A 16,309-nucleotide genomic window follows, 5' to 3' on the forward strand; every position below is an offset into this window, starting at 1 on the left:
CCCCCCCCCCCCCCCCCCCCCCCCCCCCCCCCCCCCCCCCCCCCCCCTCCCCCCCCCCCCCCCCCCCCCCCCCCCCCCCCCCCCCCCCCCCCCCCCCCCCCCCCCCCCCCCCCCCCCCCCCCCCCCCGCCCCCCCCCCCCCCCCCCCCCCCCCCCCCCCCCCCGCCCCCCCCCCCCCCCCCCCCCCCCCCCCCCTCCTTCCAGGCAGCAGCCGGCACACCAAGCACACCGGTGACCGGTGTCGAGACGTGCCCTCTCCCGATCTGAGCGCCGCCAGTGCCCTCGGCTCGATCCCGAACCGCAGCCGCACCCACACCGGCAGCCGGTCCCGCAGCGCGAGCGTGAAGCGCTCACGGCGGCCCAGCGCGCCGCCGGCGGCACCGCCGGTCCGCACCGGTGACGCGGACTCGGGCGAGGATTCCGACGCGTACGCGGCGTCGGACTCGGCGCCGGGCGCGGCCTCGGATGCGGCTTCGGCTGGGGCGCCTCCCAGCAGCGCGTCCGCGCGACGGCGCGCGACGTCCGGCCCGGCAGGCGGCCTCAGCGGAGGCATCAGTGCCGTGTCCGCCTCTCCCCCGCCTGCGCGCGCCCGCCTCTCGCGCGCACGCACGAGCGCCCGGGAAGAGCGCGGCACACGGCCAGCGCCGCGGCCCGCGGAACGCGTGGCCGAGGAACGCGTGGGCAGGGACGGGGACTGAGCACGAGGACGGACACGGAGGGTCATGCCTCAACACGTTAGGTATCCGTCAGGCTTCGCGATGATCGTGGTCGAAATCTGTGGACAATCAGCCGGGTGTGGACAACCCGGCCACCCCGGCGGGTGATGCAGCACCCCGCCGTCACGTCCTACCGGGGCGACACCACCGCGCCCAGCAGCCCCGGCCCCGTGTGCGCGCCGATCACCGCCCCCACCTCGCTGACGTGCAGCTCCGCGAGGCCCGGCACCCGGTCCGCGAGCTGCTCGGCGAGCGCGGCGGCGCGCTCGGGAGCCGCCAGATGGTGCACCGCGATGTCCACCTCTCCCCCGCCCGACCGCTCCACCACGATGTCCCGCAGCCGCCCGAGCGCCTTGGACGCCGTGCGTACCTTCTCCAGCAGTTCGATGCGCCCGCCGTCCAGGTGCAGCAGCGGCTTCACCGCGAGCGCCGACCCCAGCAGCGCCTGCGCGGCGCCGATCCTGCCGCCTCTGCGCAGGTAGTCGAGCGTGTCGACGTAGAAGTACGCGGAGGTCGCCTTCGCCCGCCTCTCGGCGGCCGCGACGGCGTCTTCGAGGCCGCCGTCACCCTCGGCCGCCTCGGCCGCGGCCACGGCGCAGAAGCCGAGCGCCATGGCCACCATCCCCGTGTCCACCACCCGCACGGGCACGGGCGCGTCCCGCGCCGCGAGCGACGCCGCGTCGTACGTGCCGGAGAACTCCGCCGACAGGTGCAGCGACACTATGCCGCTCGCCCCGGCCTCAGCCGCCTTGCGGTACGCGGCCGCGAACGCCTCGGGGCTCGGCCGCGAGGTGGTCACCGACCTGCGTTTGCGCAGCGCCTCGGCCACGGCACCCGCGGAGATCTCGCTGCCGTCCTCGAACGCCTTGTCGCCGAGCACGACGGTCAGTGGGACCGCCGTGATGCCGTGGTGCCGCAACGTCAGCGGCGGCAGGTAGGCCGTGGAATCGGTGACGATGGCGACATGGCGGGACATGCTCCGGAGGTTACCCGCAGCGGCGCTGCTCAGGCAGGCGGGGCCTCGGGCAACCGGAACCACCCGTACCAGTCCCCGGCCACGGGCTCAGCTGGACGCCTCCGGACGTTTCCGCGTGCGCCAGGCCTCCTTGCGCAACGGGTTCCCGGCTGTGAAGCGCCACGGGTCGGAAGGGCCGATCGCCTCGGGCCCCCCGGCGTCCCTGTCCTCCCCGGCGTCCACGGCCTCGGTGCTCCCCGCGCCGACCGGGCCCCACTCCCGCGGGCCCTCGTGCTCCTCGACGGGCGCCCAGTGGCGCAGCGCCCCCGACTCCACGTCGATGTCCGCGCTCAGCGCCGCCAGGTCGTCGTCCGCGAACTTCCTGGCCCTGTCCCTGATCGCCCACCGCAGCGAGTCGGCGGCGCGCGTGATCTGCTCCGTGCGGTCCCGCAGCTCCTGCAGGTGGGCGCCGACCGCCGCGCGGTCCGGGTCGCGCTCGGCGTACTTGAGGTGGCTTTCGAGCTCGTGGCCATGGGCGCTGAGCCGCTCGAACAGACGCACCGACTCCTCCAGCGACGCGTCGGCGCCGACGCCCGCGTACAGCGCCTCCTGCGTCGACCGCATGGACGTGCGCAGCCGCAGCCTGAGCTGCGCGAGCTCGCCGGCCATGCCGGGCTGCCCGAGGCTCTTGGCGCGCAGCGTCGTGTCCTCCACGGAGCGGCGCGCCTGCGCGATCGTGCGGTCCACGCCCCGCTTGGCCGCCCCGACCGCCTTCACCGTCGCATACGCGCCCACCACCACCGCGGCGACGAAGAGCAGCACCAGGATGAGCAACACGGCTTCCATGGGTGCCCTCCGAAACGGTCGCGGTCCGGTCGGTCCGGGCCTCAGCGGTCCCTTCCACGGTAAACGCAGCGGGGCGGCCGCGGGTTCCTCTCGAACCCCCAACCGCCCCGTAGGGGAGACCCTGACGAGCCGCGCGAACGGGCTGCCGGCGAACGGGCTGCCGGCGAACAGGCTGCCCGGCGGACGGGCTGCCGCGCGGACAAGCTGCCCGGCTAGGCAGGCACGATGTTCACGAGCTTCGGCGCGCGGACGATCACCTTCCTGATCCCCGCGCCGCCCAGCGCCGCCACCACCCCGGGCTGGGCGAGCGCCAGCGCCTCCAGGTCGGCGTCGGACACCGAGGGCGACACGTCGAGGCGCGCCTTCACCTTGCCCTTGACCTGCACCACGCACGTCACCGTCTCGTCCACGACGTACGCCGGGTCCGCGACGGGGAAGTCCTGGTGGACGACCGTGTCGGTGTGGCCGAGTCGGTGCCACAGCTCCTCGGCGATGTGCGGCGCGAACGGCGCGACGAGCAGCACGAGCCGCTCGGCCACGGACCGTGCGACCGGCGCCGCCGCCTTCGTCAGGTGGTTGTTCAGCTCGGTGATCTTGGCGACCGCCGTGTTGAACCGCAGCGCGTCCAGGTCCTGGGTGACGCCGTCGATCGCCTTGTGCAGCGCGCGCAGGGTCTCCTCGTCGGCCTCGGAGTCCACCACGGTGACCTCGCCGGTCGCTTCGTCGACGACGTTGCGCCACAGCCGCTGCAGCAGCCGGTACTGGCCGACTACCGCGCGCGTGTCCCACGGCCGCGACACGTCGAGCGGGCCCATGGCCATCTCGTAGAGGCGCAGCGTGTCCGTGCCGTACTCGGCGCTGATCTCGTCGGGCGTGACGGCGTTCTTCAGCGACTTGCCCATCTTGCCGAGCAGCCGGCTGACCTTCTCGCCCTCGAAGTAGTAGGCGCCGTCGCGCTCCTCGACCTCCGCCGCCGGGACGGCGATGCCGCGCTTGTCGCGGTGGACGAAGGCCTGGATCATGCCCTGGTTGTAGAGCTTGTGGAACGGCTCGGAGGCCGAGACGTGCCCCAGGTCGAACAGCACCTTGATCCACATGCGGGAGTACAGCAGGTGGAGCACGGCGTGCTCCGCGCCGCCCACGTACAGGTCGACGCCGCCGTTCGGCATGCCCTCGCGCGGCCCCATCCAGTACTGCTCGACGGCGGGGTCGACGGCCTGGGCGGTGTTGGTCGGGTCCAGGTAGCGCAGCATGTACCAGCAGGAACCCGCCCAGTTGGGCATGGTGTTGGTCTCGCGGCGGTAGCGCCTGACGCCCCGTCCGTCGCCCAGGTCGAGTTCGACGTCGACCCAGTCCTCGTTGCGTGACAGCGGCGTCTCGGGCTCGGTGTCGGCGTCGTCCGCGTCGAACGTGCGCGGCGAGTAGTCGTCGACCTCGGGCAGTTCGAGCGGCAGCATCGACTCGGGCAGCGCGTGTGCGGTGCCCTCCTCGTCGTAGACGATCGGGAAGGGCTCGCCCCAGTAGCGCTGGCGGCTGAACAGCCAGTCACGCAGCCGGTAGTTGACGGTGCCTTCGCCGATGCCGCGGTCGGCGAGCCAGGCGGTGATGCGGGCCTTGGCCTCGACGACGCCGAGGCCGTCGAGGGCGATGTCCGTGCCCGTGGAGTTGACCAGCACGGCGTCGTAGGAGGCGAACGCGTCGTCCCATTCGGCCGGGTCGGTGGAGCGGCCGTCGGTCGGCTCCACGACACAGCGCATCGGCAGCTCGAAGGCGCGCGCGAAGGCGAAGTCGCGGCTGTCGTGGGCGGGCACGGCCATGATCGCGCCGGTGCCGTAGCCCATCAGGACGTAGTCGGCGATGAAGACGGGCACCTGGTCGCCGCTGACCGGGTTGGTCGCGAACGCGCCGGTGAAGACGCCCGTCTTGTCCTTGGCCTCGGCCTGCCGCTCGACGTCCGACTTCGAGGCGGCCTGCTTGCGGTAGGCGTCGACGGCGTCGGCCGGGGTCGCGTGGCCGCCCGTCCAGACGTCGTGGGTGTCGGCGGGCCAGGCGGCAGGCACGATCTTGTCGACCAGGTCGTGCTCCGGCGCGAGCACCATGTACGTGGCGCCGAACAGCGTGTCCTGGCGCGTGGTGAAGACCGTGATGGCGTCGCCCGCGCCGCCCACCGGGAAGTCGACGCGCGCGCCCTCGCTGCGGCCGATCCAGTTGCGCTGCTGGAGCTTGATGGCCTCGGGCCAGTCCAGGGCGTCCAGGTCGTCGATCAGCCGGTCGGCGTACGCGGTGATCCGCATGTTCCACTGGCGCAGCTTCTTCTTGAACACCGGGTAGTTGCCGCGCTCGGAGCGGCCGTCCGCGGTGACCTCCTCGTTGGCCAGCACGGTGCCGAGCCCGGGGCACCAGTTGACCGGCGCGTCCGAGGCGTACGCGAGCCGGTACTCCCCCAGGACGTCCGCGCGCTCGGCGTCGCCCAGCGCGGACCACGGCCGTCCGTCGGGCGTATGGCGCTGTCCCCGCTCGAACTGGGCGACGAGCGTCTCGATGGGCCGCGCCTTGCCCGCGGCCGGGTCGTACCAGGAGTTGAAGATCTGCACGAAGATCCACTGCGTCCAGCGGTAGAACTCCGGGTCGATGGTCGAGATCGCGCGCCGCTTGTCGTGGCCGAGGCCCAGGCGGCGCAGCTGCCGCTTCATGTTCTCCATGGCGGCCTCGGTGGAGACCCTGGGGTGGGTGCCGGTGGCGACGGCGTGCTGCTCGGCGGGCAGGCCGAAGGCGTCGAAGCCCAGCGTGTGGAGCACGTTGTGGCCGGTCATGCGCTGGTGGCGCGCGTACACGTCGGTGGCGATGAAGCCCAGGGGGTGGCCCACGTGCAGGCCCACGCCGGACGGGTACGGGAACATGTCCATGACGTACCGCTTGGGCCTGGCCACGAGCGCGGGGTCGCCGGCCAGGTCACCGCTGGGGTTGGGCGCCTCGTACGTGCCGTCGGCGTCCCAGAAGTCCTGCCAGCGCGCCTCGATGTCGGCGGCCATGGCGGCCGTGTAGCGGTGGGGCGCGGTGTTCTCCGCGCCGGCGGCAGCCGGGTTCGTCTCGCTCATGTCCTCAGAAGCTCCATCGGTCGTCTCTGCCGCGGGTCCCAGTCGTTTCTGCCGCGGGAACGAAAAAACCCCTCGCACAGGAGGGGACGCCGCGCTGATTCCGACCGGATCTCTCATCCGTCGGTACTGATCAGCGCGGCTCGCCAAGCAGAAGGCGTACGGCACGCATGCGCACAGGTTACCGCAGCCGCCACAAGGGCCGCACCGCGCATGCGTGAGGGCCCATCCCCTGGGGGACGGGCCCTCACGACATTTTCACCGATTGTGGAGCTAAGGAGAATTGAACTCCTGACCTCCTGCATGCCATGCAGGCGCTCTACCAACTGAGCTATAGCCCCGTGCGATGGGGCAACAGTACACGGTGACCAGGGTGGATCACCAATTCGTCGGCCGCCGCGGCGTCTCGCCGGCCGTCGCGGCGTCAGGCTCTGGCGAACGAGTAGAAGCGCTTCAGCGTGCAGTGCTCGTCGAGCAGCCGCCCGTAGATCGGCTCGCCCTCCAGCTCGCGGTACGTCTCGATCGGGTCGCCTTTTATGATCAGCGCCCGCGCGCACTCCTCGCACCAGTACTGGTAGGAGAGGTTCAGCGGGTCCATGTCCCTGACAATGGGCGTGCCGCTGCCGCACCAGTCGCAGGTACGCCTGTGTGCGCCCATCACTAGCTCCAGCTGTGGCCGCAGGCCGTGCACACGTATGAGACTCCACCGTTGTCACCGAGCACCTGTGCCACATGGGACGAGCCGCAGGAGGGGCAGTTGAGACGGGCGGACCCGTCCGTTCCGGCACGCAGTGCATCGTCGTCGATGCTGCTGGCGGACATCGTGCTCTCCTCCCGGTCCCGGCCGACCGTCCCCTCCGGCGGTCCGATTCTGCCATGGCGGGGCCGCGTGGGGCAGCCGCAATCGGTACCGCTCGCTCCGCTGACAGCCGGGTCGTTATACGCACGGCCGCGAGGCGGGCGGGACGCGGGGAGGGGAAACGCGCAGCGCCCCCGATCCGTGAACGGATCGAGGGCGCTGTCTGCGCAAAACCGTGGAGCTAAGGAGAATTGAACTCCTGACCTCCTGCATGCCATGCAGGCGCTCTACCAACTGAGCTATAGCCCCGTGTGTCCTGTGCGCTGTGCGCTGCGGACAAGAAGAACCTTAGCCTGCGGGCCGCCGGAAAGTGAAATCAGTCGTCGTCGCCCAGGACCGGCTCGGGCAGCGAGCCCGCGTTGTGCTCCAGCAGGCGCCAGCCGCGCACCCCCTCGCCGAGCACCGACCAGAAGCAGTTGGTCAGCCCGCCGAGGCCCTCCCAGTGGCGCGCCTCGAGTCCGAGCAGCCGGCCGATCGTGGTGCGGATCGCGCCGCCGTGGCTGACCACGACGAGCGTGCCGCCGTCCGGCAGGGCGTCCGCGTGGCGCAGGACGACCGGCGCGGCCCGGTCGGCCACCTCGGTCTCCAGCTCGCCGCCGCCGCGGCGCACGGGCTCGCCGCGCTTCCACGCCAGGTACTCGTCGCCGTACCGCTCGTTGATCTCGGTGTGGGTGAGGCCCTGCCAGTCGCCCGCGTACGTCTCGCGCAGGCCGGCGTCGTGCGTCACGTCGAGGCCCGTCTCGGCCGCGAGTTCCGCGGCCGTCGCGGCGGCGCGACGCAGGTCGGACGAGACGATCGCGTGCGGCTTCAGCTGCGCGAGCTGCCCCGCGGCCCGCCTGGCCTGCTGGATCCCGACGTCCGTCAGCGCGATGTCCGTGGAGCCCTGGAACCTGCCCTCGACGTTCCACCGGGTCTGCCCGTGCCGCCACAGCACGATCCTGCGGTCGCGCGGGGGTGTCTCCGCGGCGGACGCGGGCGCAGTGGCACCGCCGTACGCGCTCAGCTCGCGTCCCCGTCCGCCTCCGCTGACAGCGCCGCGTGCTCCTCGCGCCTGCCCTTCGTCTTCACCGCGTCCTCGGGGAGCGGCAGCTCGGGGCAGTCCTTCCAGAGCCGCTCGAGGGCGTAGAAGACCCGCTCCTCGTTGTGCTGGACGTGGACGACGACATCCACGTAGTCGAGCAGGATCCAGCGCGCGTCCCGGTCGCCCTCGCGGCGCACGGGCTTGGCGCCGCACTCCTTCTGGAGCCGCGCCTCGATCTCGTCGACGATCGACTTGACCTGCCGGTCGTTGGGCGCGGAGGCGAGCAGGAAGGCGTCGGTGATCGACAGGACGTCGCTGACGTCGTAGGCGATGATGTCGTGCGCGAGGCGGTCGGCGGCCGCCTGGGCGGCGGTCTCGACGAGCTGGATGGCACGGTCGGTAGCGGTCACAAGCAGGCTTTCGTCGGCGGTCGTGGAGAAGTCCAGGGTCTCACGGACCACTGACAGGCGGCGCCGCATGGCGGTCCCAGGCCCGGCGGCAGCGGGGGCCGGGCCCGGGACCCGGCCCCCCGCCGCCCGCGCTGCCGTCTCAGCCGAGCTTCTGCTTGAAGTCCTTGCCGAGGACGACGGCGACGTCGGCGCTGCCCGCCGACCCCTTCCTGACCGCGCCCGCGGGCAGCCCCAGCGTCTTGGCGACCCCGGTGGCCTTCGTCTTCTCCTTCGGGTCCGCGTACGTGACCGAGGACGAGGCGGCCGTGGCGCCCTTACCGCTGTCGATCACGGTGTAGCCCGCGTTCACAAGCTTCACGCGTGCCGTCTCCGTGGCCGACTTGCCGCCCGTGGCGTTCTTCACACCGACCCGCAGGAAGCCCGACGGGTCCGAAGCCTTCACCGAGCCGCCGAGGAACTGCTTGACCTGGCTCTCGCCCCGCGAGTCGAGCTGCCCGTCGCTCCCGACGGGCAGGACGACGGTCTTGTACCGGTCCTTCTTCGCGTGGTCGGCGAGTTTGGCGAGGGCCGCGCCGAGATCGCTGTCGGTCAGCGACGGGTCGAGGATCTGCGCGAGGGTCTGCACCGTGACGGTCGCGGCCTTCGGGTCGCTCGACAGCTTCCGCAGCGTGGCCTGCATGACCTCGCCGAACCGTTCGAGCTGCTTGTCGTCGCTCTCACCCGGCGCACGGTAAGTGGCGTACGCGACGGCCGCCTTGCCGCTGAGGGTCTGGTCGGCGCCCTTGTGGACGAGGGGCGCGGTGCCCTTCTTCGTGTCGGGCACTTCGGTGTCGGTGGTGACGTCGATGTTGCCGACCAGGTCGACGAGGTTCTCCAGGTACGGGGTGTCGAGCCGCCATGTGCCGGCGACCTTGGTACCGAGCAGGTTGCCGAGTGCCGTGCGGGTGCCGTCGGAGCCGTCCTCGTCCACGGACTTGCCGAGCGTGGTGACCGTACCGTCGTCGTTGGTCACGGCCAGGGAGTTCGGCAGCAGGACCGTGCTGCCCTCCCCCGTGGTCTCGTTGTTGACCAGCAGGGCCGTCGAGGTGCTCTTGTCGGCCGTGTTGTGCAGGTGCACCACGATGACGTCGCGCTTCTGCGGGCCGCCGGCCGCCGCCGACTGCTTCTTCGCCGTCGCGCCCGAGCCCGGGAGCTTGCCCGCGTACCAGAGGTAGCCGGCGCCGCCGACCACCACGACGGCGAGGACGACGAGCAGCGCGACGAACCGGTGCTTGCCACGCCGCCTGGCCTCCTCGCGCCGCTCGGAGCGGCTCTCGGTGAACTTCAGCCAGTCGATGACGTCCTCGGAGTCCTCGTCGGGCTCCTCGATGAACGAGAACTGCTCGGTGCGGTAGTCCTGTTCGGGCGCGGAGCGCTGCCCGGGCACGACCGCCTGGCTCCCGGTGTCCGCGTCGGCCGGATCGCGGAACTCCTGCTGCCCCGGGGCGTACTGCTGCGGCGCCTGTTGCGGCTGCTGCGCCTGTTGCTGCTGGGGGATGTTCCACTGCTGGGTGGTGTCGACCGCGGCGGGCTGCTGCCCCGTGCCGTAGTCGCCCTGCCGGCCGTAGTCGCCGTAGCCGTAGCCCTGCTGCTGCCCGTAGGGGTCGTCGTACCCGGGCGGGCGGCCCTGCTGCGGCTGCCCCTGAGCCTGCGGCGGCTGCCCGTAGGGGTCGTACCCGTAGGCCTGTCCTGCGCCCGCGCCGGTGCCGGGGTCCTGGCCGGGCACGGACGGCTGCTGCCCGATGTCGTAGCCGTAGCCGTACCCCTGCTGCTCGTCGCCGGGCTGCTCGTACACGGGCCGGCCGTACGCGTCGTACCCGAGGACCCGCGGGCCGCCGTTGTACGGGTCGTATGGACCAGGGCCGTACGGCGGCTGCTGCTGGTCGTTCACCGGTGCCCCTCTTCGGTGGGTGACTGCCGTGGGCGCTCGCGCGCCCGGTCGCTCACGCGCGGTACAGCTGGCGCTTGTCGATGTACCGCACGACGCCGTCCGGCACGAGGTACCAGACGGGGTTGCCCTTGACGACGCGCTCCCGGCAGTCCGTGGACGAGATGGCCAGCGCGGGCACCTCGACCAGGGAGACGCCGCCCTTGGGCAGCCCGTCGTCCGTCAGATCATGCCCCGGGCGGGTGACCCCGATGAAATGCGAGAGCGCGAAGAGCTCCTCGGCGTTCCGCCATGTGAGGATCTGCGACAGCGCGTCGGCGCCGGTGATGAAGAACAGGTCGGCGTCCGGGTTGAGCTCGCGCAGGTCACGCAGCGTGTCGATGGTGTACGTCGGGCCGCCGCGGTCGATGTCGATGCGGCTGACCGAGAACTGCGGGTTGGACGCCGTGGCGATGACCGTCATCAGGTAGCGGTCCTCCGCCGGGGACACCGCCTTGTGGCTCTTCTGCCACGGCTCGCCCGTCGGCACGAAGACCACCTCGTCGAGGTGGAAAAGCGCCGCCACCTCGCTCGCCGCCACCAGGTGACCGTGGTGGACGGGATCGAACGTCCCGCCCATCACGCCTAGTCGGCGCCTGCCCGGGGCGGCGGGTCCTCGCTGCTCTTCCATGCCCGCAGAGCCTACTGGCACGTGGTTTCGACCGTCGCTCAGCGGTCCCGGTTGAAGCGCGTGGTGACCCACAGCAGCAGCAACAGGATGAACAGGGCCCCGCCACCGGTCAGGTAGGGGCTCAGGCTCTCATGGCCGCCGCCCTCCGCGAGGGTGGCGAGACGGGCGGTGGTACCGGAGGCGATCATCTTCAACAGGACCTATCGATCGACGGTGGGTCGGTGACTTCGGGCACATCGTATGCGGGCCCGCGCGGCGGGCTCATGCCGACTCAGTCGTTGCCGCCATTGTCCCCGTTGTCGCCGTAGCCGCGCAGCAGGAACCAGGCGAGGAAGACCGCGCCGAGGACCATGACGACGATCACGACACGCAGGACGGTACCGGCGCCCTGCTGGCCCGCGGTGGCCAACGCCGCGGCGAGTGTGGTGGCTGCCTGCATGACGAGTGCGCTCCTCGATCTCTCGCTGACCGCGGCACCGGAAACGTTCCGGGAAGCGGCTGTGGCCCCCACCCACACGGTAGCCCCAGCGCCTAGGCTGTTCTCCGGCAGGGGGACGAGCCGGCATCCCGTGCGGGATCCCGTACGGGACAGGTGACGCAGCAAGGGGACGGGCCATGACCGACGACAGCGACCACAGCGGTGTGCCGATGCGGAAGCGCAGGCGCTTCCCCGGAATCTCCTCGCGGGCGTACGAGCACCCCGCCGACCGCTCCGCGCTGGTCGCGCTGCGGAAGCTGAGCGGCTTCGACACCGTCTTCAAGGCGCTCAGCGGCCTGCTGCCCGAGCGCAGCCTGCGGCTGCTGTTCCTGTCCGACTCGGTGCGGGTGAGCGAGGCGCAGTTCGCGCACCTGCACGAGATGCTCCTCGACGCGTCGTACATCCTCGACCTGAAGAAGGTCCCGACGATGTACGTCACGCAGAACCCGCAGCCGACCGCCATGTGCGTGGGGCTGGACGAGCCGATCATCGTCGTCTCGACGGGCCTGGTCGAACTGCTCGACGAGGAGGAGATGCGGGCGGTCGTGGGCCACGAGACGGGCCACGCGCTGTCCGGGCACTCGGTGTACAGGACGATCCTGCTGTTCTTGACGAACCTGGCGATGAAGGTCGCCTGGATCCCGCTGGGGAACGTGGCGGTCATGGCGATCGTCACCGCGCTGCGCGAGTGGTTCCGCAAGTCGGAGCTGTCGGCGGACCGCGCGGGGCTGCTGGTCGGGCAGGACCTCCAGGCGTCGATGCGCGGCCTGATGAAGATCGCGGGCGGCAACCACCTGCACGAGATGAACGTGGACGCGTTCCTCGCCCAGGCCGAGGAGTACGAGAGCGCGGGCGACCTGCGCGACTCGGTCCTGAAGATCATGAACGTGCTGCCGCGCTCGCACCCGTTCACCACGGTGCGGGCGGCGGAGCTGAAGAAGTGGGCCGCGAGCCGCGACTACCAGCGGATCATGGACGGGCACTACCCGCGCAGGGACGAGGACAAGGACACCTCGGTGACCGACTCGTTCCGTGACTCCGCGTCGCACTACGCCGACACCGTCAAGAGCAGCAAGGACCCGCTGTTCAAGCTGGTGGGAGACATCGCGGGCGGCGCGGGCGACCTGGGCGGCAAGCTGCGTGACCGCTTCATGGGCGGCCAGGGCGGCGCGGGCGGCACGGGCGGCACCGGCGAGGAGCCGACGGACGGCGGGCGCGCGGGCGCCTGAGCCGGGTGCTGAGCCGGGTCAGTGCGCGGCGGACGAGTGCGCCGGCGCCGCGTGCGTACGTGCCGCGTGCGACGGCGCCGCGTGCCCCGGCGCGCCGAGTGCCCCGCACAGGTCGCCCGTCAGGCGGCCCGGCGCGAACGGGTCCACCTCCACCGGGTCGCCCGACGGGGCGCTCGCGCCCGCGAGCAGCGGCGCGAACGCCTTGCGTGCCGTCGCGGAGCACGCCTCGGGCCCCGCGTCGACATCGCTCTGCACGAGCTTCGCGCGCTTGGTCTCCAGGTCGCCCATGTCGAAGCGGAACCGCAGCTCCCGCCGCACGGTGAACAGCGACGCCGCGTCCTTCGCCGTCCGGCCCGCGGGGCGCAGCACGTAGACGAACGTGTGGTGCGTGGTGACCTCGAGCGCCTGGTCGGCGCTCTCGCGGAAGGCCATCGTGCCGTGCGCCCGCACCGCGCCGTCCGCCTGGCGCACCTTGCCGGGGTCGAACGACACCAGCCAGCCCGCCGGCTCGTGCAGTCCGTCCGCTTCCGGCGCGGCGAACGAGCGGTCGAACTGGCCGGTCTGCGCGGGGTCGAGAAGTTTGCGTACGACATCGCGGTCCCGGCCCGCGAGGACGTCCGGGTTCATCGCCGAGGCGACCAGGTAGCTCTTGGCGATGCCGAGCGCGGTCCCCACCTGGCTCGCGGAGAAATGGGCCGTGCTCTTCGGCGGCGGCGTCGGAATGCCACGGCCTCCCGTGTGGAAGTCCTTCGCGGGGCTGTTCGCCAGCAGCTCGGCAGGGGTGCCGCCGGGCACGTCGCCGGTGGGGGCGAGGGGTATGACGGTCATCCGGAGCTGCGCGGCGGACCGCGGCGTGCCCGGCGACCTGTTCGGCTGGCGGAAGCCCAGGTAGACGGCCGCGCCGAAGGCCAGCGCGAGCAGCACGAACAGCGTCAGGAACTGGCGCGGGCCCCTTCTGGGGCCGCGGGTGGCGGCGCCGGCGCGAGAGCCGCGCACGCGCACCGCGTGCTCGCTGCCGGCCATGCGCTCGCGCGCGGAGAGCTCCTGGATGCGGGCAGCGCGTACGAACGATTCGTCGAAGACGACGGAGCCGTACTCGTCGTCGCCTCCGGGCGGACCGTCGGGCGTCCTCTCGGGCGGGTCTCCGTGCCCTGCCATATTTTCAGAGTAGGCCGCGGCAGACAGAGGTAAACGCGGCCGTAGAGGTCAACTTGCCACAGAATCGGCCATCGGCGATCAGGGCTGGGATCGGGTTCCGGTTACCACGTGCAGGGGCGCGGCCTCAAAGGCACCTCAGTTGGTGCGCGGAACTGCCGAGACCGGCGGTGCCGACTGGCGCCGTCCGCCGCCGCCCGCCTTGCCGCCGCCGTCCCCCGGGTCGTCCGACCCCTCGACGCGCGGCGCGTCTATCCCCGTCGAGGCCGGCTGCGGCGCCTGTCCCGGCCTGCTGCCGCTGCCCGAGCCGCGGGAGACCGCGGAGAGCGCGAGCGCCACCATGCCGATGCCGATCAGCAGCGCGAGGAGCCAGGCCACCGGCCGGTGCCAGCGCGCCCGGCCGCGGTAGGGGAACAGCACGCCGCCGTGGCGGCCGTACGGGCTCGGCGCGTCCGGGTCGTCGGGGTCGTACGCGCCGTGCGCGCGGGCCTCCTCCGGGTGCCTGCGGCTGTACAGCTCGTCCCAGAGCTCGTGCTCCTCCTCGGGGGCGTGCCTTCCGGCGCGCGACCTCGCCGCGTCGGCCTCGGCGCGTGCCTGGGCGGCGGCCAGCAGCCGCTCGACCGCTGACGGCTCATGGAACTCGGCCGCCCGTACGAAGGCCTCGTCGAGCACCACGGAGGCGAACTCCTCGTCCGCTCCGCGGTCGTCGTCGGGCTCCCAGCCGTCCTGGAACGGCCTGCCCCCCACGTCGTCCGCCACGGATCCAGCGTATCCCCGCCGGGTCGGTTTGGGCAGGGAGAGTCCGTCTTCTTCCCTGCCCGCGCGGTATGAACCGCACCACTTGCCCGGTGTGACCGTCCTACCTGGTGTGGCCGTCGCCGGTGACGATGTACTTGGTCGACGTCAGCTCGGGCAGGCCCATCGGGCCGCGCGCGTGCAGCTTCTGCGTGGAGATGCCGATCTCGGCGCCGAAGCCGAACTGGCCGCCGTCGGTGAAGCGGGTGGACGCGTTCACGGCGACCGTCGTCGAATCCACCAAACGGGTGAACCTGCGGGCCGCGGCCTGCGAGGTGGTGACGATGGCCTCGGTGTGTCCCGACGACCAGAGCCTGATGTGCGCCACCGCCGCGTCCAGCGAGTCGACGACCGCGGCCGCGATGTCGTACGAGAGGTACTCGGTCTCCCAGTCGTCCGCGGTGGCCGCCACGACCGTCGCCTTGCTGCGCTCGCCGTACGGCACGACACGCTCGTCGCCGTGGACCGTCACGCCCGCGTCGGCGAGGGCGTCGAGCGCGCGCGGCAGGAAGTCGGCCGCGACGTCCTGGTGCACGAGCAGCGTCTCCGCCGCGTTGCACACGCTGGGGCGCGACGCCTTGGAGTCGACGAGGATCGACACGGCCATGTCCAGGTCGGTGTCGGCGTCGACGTACACGTGGCAGTTGCCCGTGCCGGTCTCGATGACCGGCACCGTGGACTGCTCCACGACGGTGCGGATCAGCGTGGCGCCACCGCGCGGGATGAGGACGTCCACCAGGCCGCGCGCCCGCATCAGTTCGCGCGCGGAGTCGCGGTCCTCGCCCGGCACCAGCTGCACCGCGTCCGCCGGGAGCCCTGCCCCGCCGACCGCGTCGCGCACCACCCGTACGAGCGCGGTGTTGGACGCGATCGCGGACGATGAGCCCCGCAGCAGCACGGCGTTGCCCGCCTTGAGGCAGAGCGCGGCCGCGTCGACGGTCACGTTGGGACGCGCCTCGTAGATGATGCCGACCACGCCGAGCGGCACCCGGACCTGCCGCAGGTCGATGCCGTTCGGCAGGGTCGAGCCGCGCACCACCTCGCCGACCGGGTCGGGCAGCGCGGCCACGTCGCGCACGTCCCGTGCCATGGCACGCACCCGCTCGGGGGTGAGCGTCAGCCGGTCGATCATCGCCTCCTCGGCGCCCGCCTGCCTGGCTCGCTCGACGTCCTCGGCGTTGGCCGTGACGATCTCGTGCGTGCGCACCTCGAGCGCGTCGGCGATCGCGAGCAGCGCGTCGTCCTTGGCCGCGCGCGGCAGCGGCGCGAGGTCCTCGGCGGCCGACTTCGACCGGTAGGCGGCCCTGGCGACCGCGGAGAGGTTGTCGTAGGGCGAGAGCGAGGTCATGACCCGCAGCGTAGTGCGCGCGGAGCGGGCTTTCCGCCCGTATCCCGCACTGCGAGACGCCCCCGCCGCCACCGCCGGCACCGACACCCCCGCCCCGTCCGCCGAGGCGGCGGGGGCACGGGGACGGGAAGAGTCAGAACGGATGGACGCCGACGCGTGCGGCGGGCGGCGGGCCGTACCCCTCCGCCACGCGCTGGTGGTACGTCTCCCGGTCGATGACCTCGAGGCCGACGATCTCCCACGGCGGCAGCTTCGCGCTGGACCTGTGCTCCCCCCACAGCCGCAGGGCGACGGCCGCCGCGTCGTGCAGGTCCCTGGCCTCTTCCCAGTACCTGATCTCGGCGTGGTCGCCCGCGTACCTGCTGGTCAGCAGGAAGGGGTGGTCGTGCGCCAGCTGTTCGAGTGCCCGGCGGACGTCGGTGAGCGGCGCCTCGTCGCCGGAGACGCTGAGCGTGACGTGCCACAGCCGCGACACGGGCCGCGCCCCGCCGCCGGAACCCTCGGGCTCGCCCGCGGGCCGCCCGTGCCCGCCGGGGGCGCCGAAGTCGTCGCCGGCGTCGACACTCGTGAGGATCGTCTCGTGTCCCGCCGTCCGCCGGGCGTGGACGCCTCCGCCCGGGCGGATCGCCGTGCCTGGACGCACTCGTCTCACCGGCGGCCTCCTCATGCTGATCGGTGCTGCTGCTTCCCCGTGCCTGTGCTGTCCCCCCACAAAGTTGACCAGTCCGAGGCCGCCCTTGGGGGCGTTTTCGGCAACCTCCACGCCGCCGGAACGCCTCCCACACCGTTTCTCAGCCCATCGGGGG

General features: G+C 72.4%; 16 protein-coding genes and 2 tRNA genes. 1 reads left to right on the plus strand and 17 read right to left on the minus strand.

Annotated elements, in window-relative coordinates:
* Nucleotides 1-845 precede the first annotated feature (845 nt).
* From JFN87_RS13065 to JFN87_RS13125, 13 genes are all read right to left on the minus strand, one after another.
* Nucleotides 846-1,691 carry a DegV family protein gene (locus JFN87_RS13065; protein WP_209340189.1) on the minus strand — a complete coding sequence of 282 codons (846 nt, stop codon included), beginning with the start codon at nucleotides 1,689-1,691 and terminating at the stop codon, nucleotides 846-848.
* 87 nt (nucleotides 1,692-1,778) lie between these two features.
* Nucleotides 1,779-2,516 (minus strand): hypothetical protein, encoded by a 738-nt coding sequence (locus JFN87_RS13070; RefSeq protein ID WP_209340190.1) that lies wholly within the window; start codon nucleotides 2,514-2,516, stop codon nucleotides 1,779-1,781.
* Between the two features lie 212 nt (nucleotides 2,517-2,728).
* Nucleotides 2,729-5,614 (minus strand): leucine--tRNA ligase, encoded by a 2,886-nt coding sequence (leuS, locus tag JFN87_RS13075; protein ID WP_209340191.1) that lies wholly within the window; start codon nucleotides 5,612-5,614, stop codon nucleotides 2,729-2,731.
* A 265-nt stretch (nucleotides 5,615-5,879) separates the two neighbouring features.
* A tRNA-Ala gene (locus JFN87_RS13080) sits at nucleotides 5,880-5,952 on the minus strand.
* 83 nt (nucleotides 5,953-6,035) lie between these two features.
* Nucleotides 6,036-6,269 carry a hypothetical protein gene (locus tag JFN87_RS13085; protein ID WP_209340192.1) on the minus strand — a complete coding sequence of 78 codons (234 nt, stop codon included), beginning with the start codon at nucleotides 6,267-6,269 and terminating at the stop codon, nucleotides 6,036-6,038.
* 2 nt (nucleotides 6,270-6,271) lie between these two features.
* Complete coding sequence (locus JFN87_RS13090) at nucleotides 6,272-6,433, minus strand: hypothetical protein (RefSeq protein WP_209340193.1); 162 nt, start codon at nucleotides 6,431-6,433, stop codon at nucleotides 6,272-6,274.
* 213 nt (nucleotides 6,434-6,646) lie between these two features.
* Nucleotides 6,647-6,719: transfer RNA gene (locus JFN87_RS13095), tRNA-Ala, on the minus strand.
* A 67-nt stretch (nucleotides 6,720-6,786) separates the two neighbouring features.
* Nucleotides 6,787-7,473 (minus strand): histidine phosphatase family protein, encoded by a 687-nt coding sequence (locus tag JFN87_RS13100; protein WP_245179420.1) that lies wholly within the window; start codon nucleotides 7,471-7,473, stop codon nucleotides 6,787-6,789.
* Entirely contained in the window at nucleotides 7,470-7,901 is a 432-nt protein-coding gene (rsfS, locus tag JFN87_RS13105; RefSeq protein ID WP_209340222.1) for a ribosome silencing factor, read from the minus strand. Before rsfS ends, JFN87_RS13100 begins: the two co-directional genes overlap by 4 nt.
* 139 nt (nucleotides 7,902-8,040) lie before the next feature.
* Nucleotides 8,041-9,831, minus strand: a complete 1,791-nt coding sequence (locus tag JFN87_RS13110; RefSeq protein WP_209340194.1) for an LCP family protein — start codon at nucleotides 9,829-9,831, stop codon at nucleotides 8,041-8,043.
* Nucleotides 9,832-9,883: 52 nt separating this feature from the next.
* On the minus strand, nucleotides 9,884-10,498 hold the full coding sequence (gene nadD, locus JFN87_RS13115) for a nicotinate-nucleotide adenylyltransferase (RefSeq protein WP_209340195.1): 615 nt from the start codon (nucleotides 10,496-10,498) through the stop codon (nucleotides 9,884-9,886).
* 38 nt (nucleotides 10,499-10,536) lie between these two features.
* Nucleotides 10,537-10,686 carry a hypothetical protein gene (locus tag JFN87_RS13120; protein ID WP_209340196.1) on the minus strand — a complete coding sequence of 50 codons (150 nt, stop codon included), beginning with the start codon at nucleotides 10,684-10,686 and terminating at the stop codon, nucleotides 10,537-10,539.
* Between the two features lie 83 nt (nucleotides 10,687-10,769).
* The gene (locus JFN87_RS13125; protein WP_037843707.1) at nucleotides 10,770-10,937 is read right to left on the minus strand and encodes a hypothetical protein; all 168 of its coding nucleotides are present in this window, start codon (nucleotides 10,935-10,937) and stop codon (nucleotides 10,770-10,772) included.
* 176 nt (nucleotides 10,938-11,113) lie between these two features.
* On the opposite strand from JFN87_RS13125, the gene JFN87_RS13130 reads away from it, so the two are divergent.
* Nucleotides 11,114-12,205, plus strand: a complete 1,092-nt coding sequence (locus tag JFN87_RS13130; RefSeq protein WP_209340197.1) for a M48 family metallopeptidase — start codon at nucleotides 11,114-11,116, stop codon at nucleotides 12,203-12,205.
* Nucleotides 12,206-12,223: 18 nt separating this feature from the next.
* On the opposite strand, the gene JFN87_RS13135 is transcribed toward JFN87_RS13130, so the two are convergent.
* The 4 genes from JFN87_RS13135 to JFN87_RS13150 form a co-directional block, all read right to left on the minus strand.
* Nucleotides 12,224-13,363 carry an SCO2583 family membrane protein gene (locus JFN87_RS13135; RefSeq protein ID WP_209340198.1) on the minus strand — a complete coding sequence of 380 codons (1,140 nt, stop codon included), beginning with the start codon at nucleotides 13,361-13,363 and terminating at the stop codon, nucleotides 12,224-12,226.
* A 135-nt stretch (nucleotides 13,364-13,498) separates the two neighbouring features.
* Nucleotides 13,499-14,119, minus strand: a complete 621-nt coding sequence (locus JFN87_RS13140) for an SCO2584 family spore wall biosynthesis protein (protein ID WP_209340199.1) — start codon at nucleotides 14,117-14,119, stop codon at nucleotides 13,499-13,501.
* Nucleotides 14,120-14,219: 100 nt separating this feature from the next.
* The gene (locus JFN87_RS13145) at nucleotides 14,220-15,503 is read right to left on the minus strand and encodes a glutamate-5-semialdehyde dehydrogenase (RefSeq protein WP_209340200.1); all 1,284 of its coding nucleotides are present in this window, start codon (nucleotides 15,501-15,503) and stop codon (nucleotides 14,220-14,222) included.
* 133 nt (nucleotides 15,504-15,636) lie between these two features.
* Complete coding sequence (locus tag JFN87_RS13150) at nucleotides 15,637-16,155, minus strand: DUF8830 family protein (RefSeq protein ID WP_209340201.1); 519 nt, start codon at nucleotides 16,153-16,155, stop codon at nucleotides 15,637-15,639.
* Nucleotides 16,156-16,309: the final 154 nt, after the last annotated feature.

This window comes from Streptomyces montanisoli, assembly GCF_017813245.1.
Classification (GTDB): Bacteria; Actinomycetota; Actinomycetes; order Streptomycetales; family Streptomycetaceae; genus Streptomyces; species Streptomyces montanisoli.

Excerpts from the sequence above, each read along its gene's own strand:
- nadD (WP_209340195.1), bottom strand. The coding sequence starts at position 10,498 with ATGGAAGAGCAGCGAGGACCCGCCGCCCCGGGCAGGCGCCGACTAGGC.
- JFN87_RS13070 (WP_209340190.1), bottom strand. The coding sequence starts at position 2,516 with ATGGAAGCCGTGTTGCTCATCCTGGTGCTGCTCTTCGTCGCCGCGGTG.
- JFN87_RS13130 (WP_209340197.1), top strand. The coding sequence starts at position 11,114 with ATGACCGACGACAGCGACCACAGCGGTGTGCCGATGCGGAAGCGCAGG.
- JFN87_RS13120 (WP_209340196.1), bottom strand. The coding sequence starts at position 10,686 with ATGATCGCCTCCGGTACCACCGCCCGTCTCGCCACCCTCGCGGAGGGC.
- JFN87_RS13090 (WP_209340193.1), bottom strand. The coding sequence starts at position 6,433 with ATGTCCGCCAGCAGCATCGACGACGATGCACTGCGTGCCGGAACGGAC.
- JFN87_RS13145 (WP_209340200.1), bottom strand. The coding sequence starts at position 15,503 with ATGACCTCGCTCTCGCCCTACGACAACCTCTCCGCGGTCGCCAGGGCC.
- JFN87_RS13085 (WP_209340192.1), bottom strand. The coding sequence starts at position 6,269 with ATGGGCGCACACAGGCGTACCTGCGACTGGTGCGGCAGCGGCACGCCC.
- leuS (WP_209340191.1), bottom strand. The coding sequence starts at position 5,614 with ATGAGCGAGACGAACCCGGCTGCCGCCGGCGCGGAGAACACCGCGCCC.
- JFN87_RS13135 (WP_209340198.1), bottom strand. The coding sequence starts at position 13,363 with ATGGCAGGGCACGGAGACCCGCCCGAGAGGACGCCCGACGGTCCGCCC.
- JFN87_RS13125 (WP_037843707.1), bottom strand. The coding sequence starts at position 10,937 with ATGCAGGCAGCCACCACACTCGCCGCGGCGTTGGCCACCGCGGGCCAG.
- JFN87_RS13065 (WP_209340189.1), bottom strand. The coding sequence starts at position 1,691 with ATGTCCCGCCATGTCGCCATCGTCACCGATTCCACGGCCTACCTGCCG.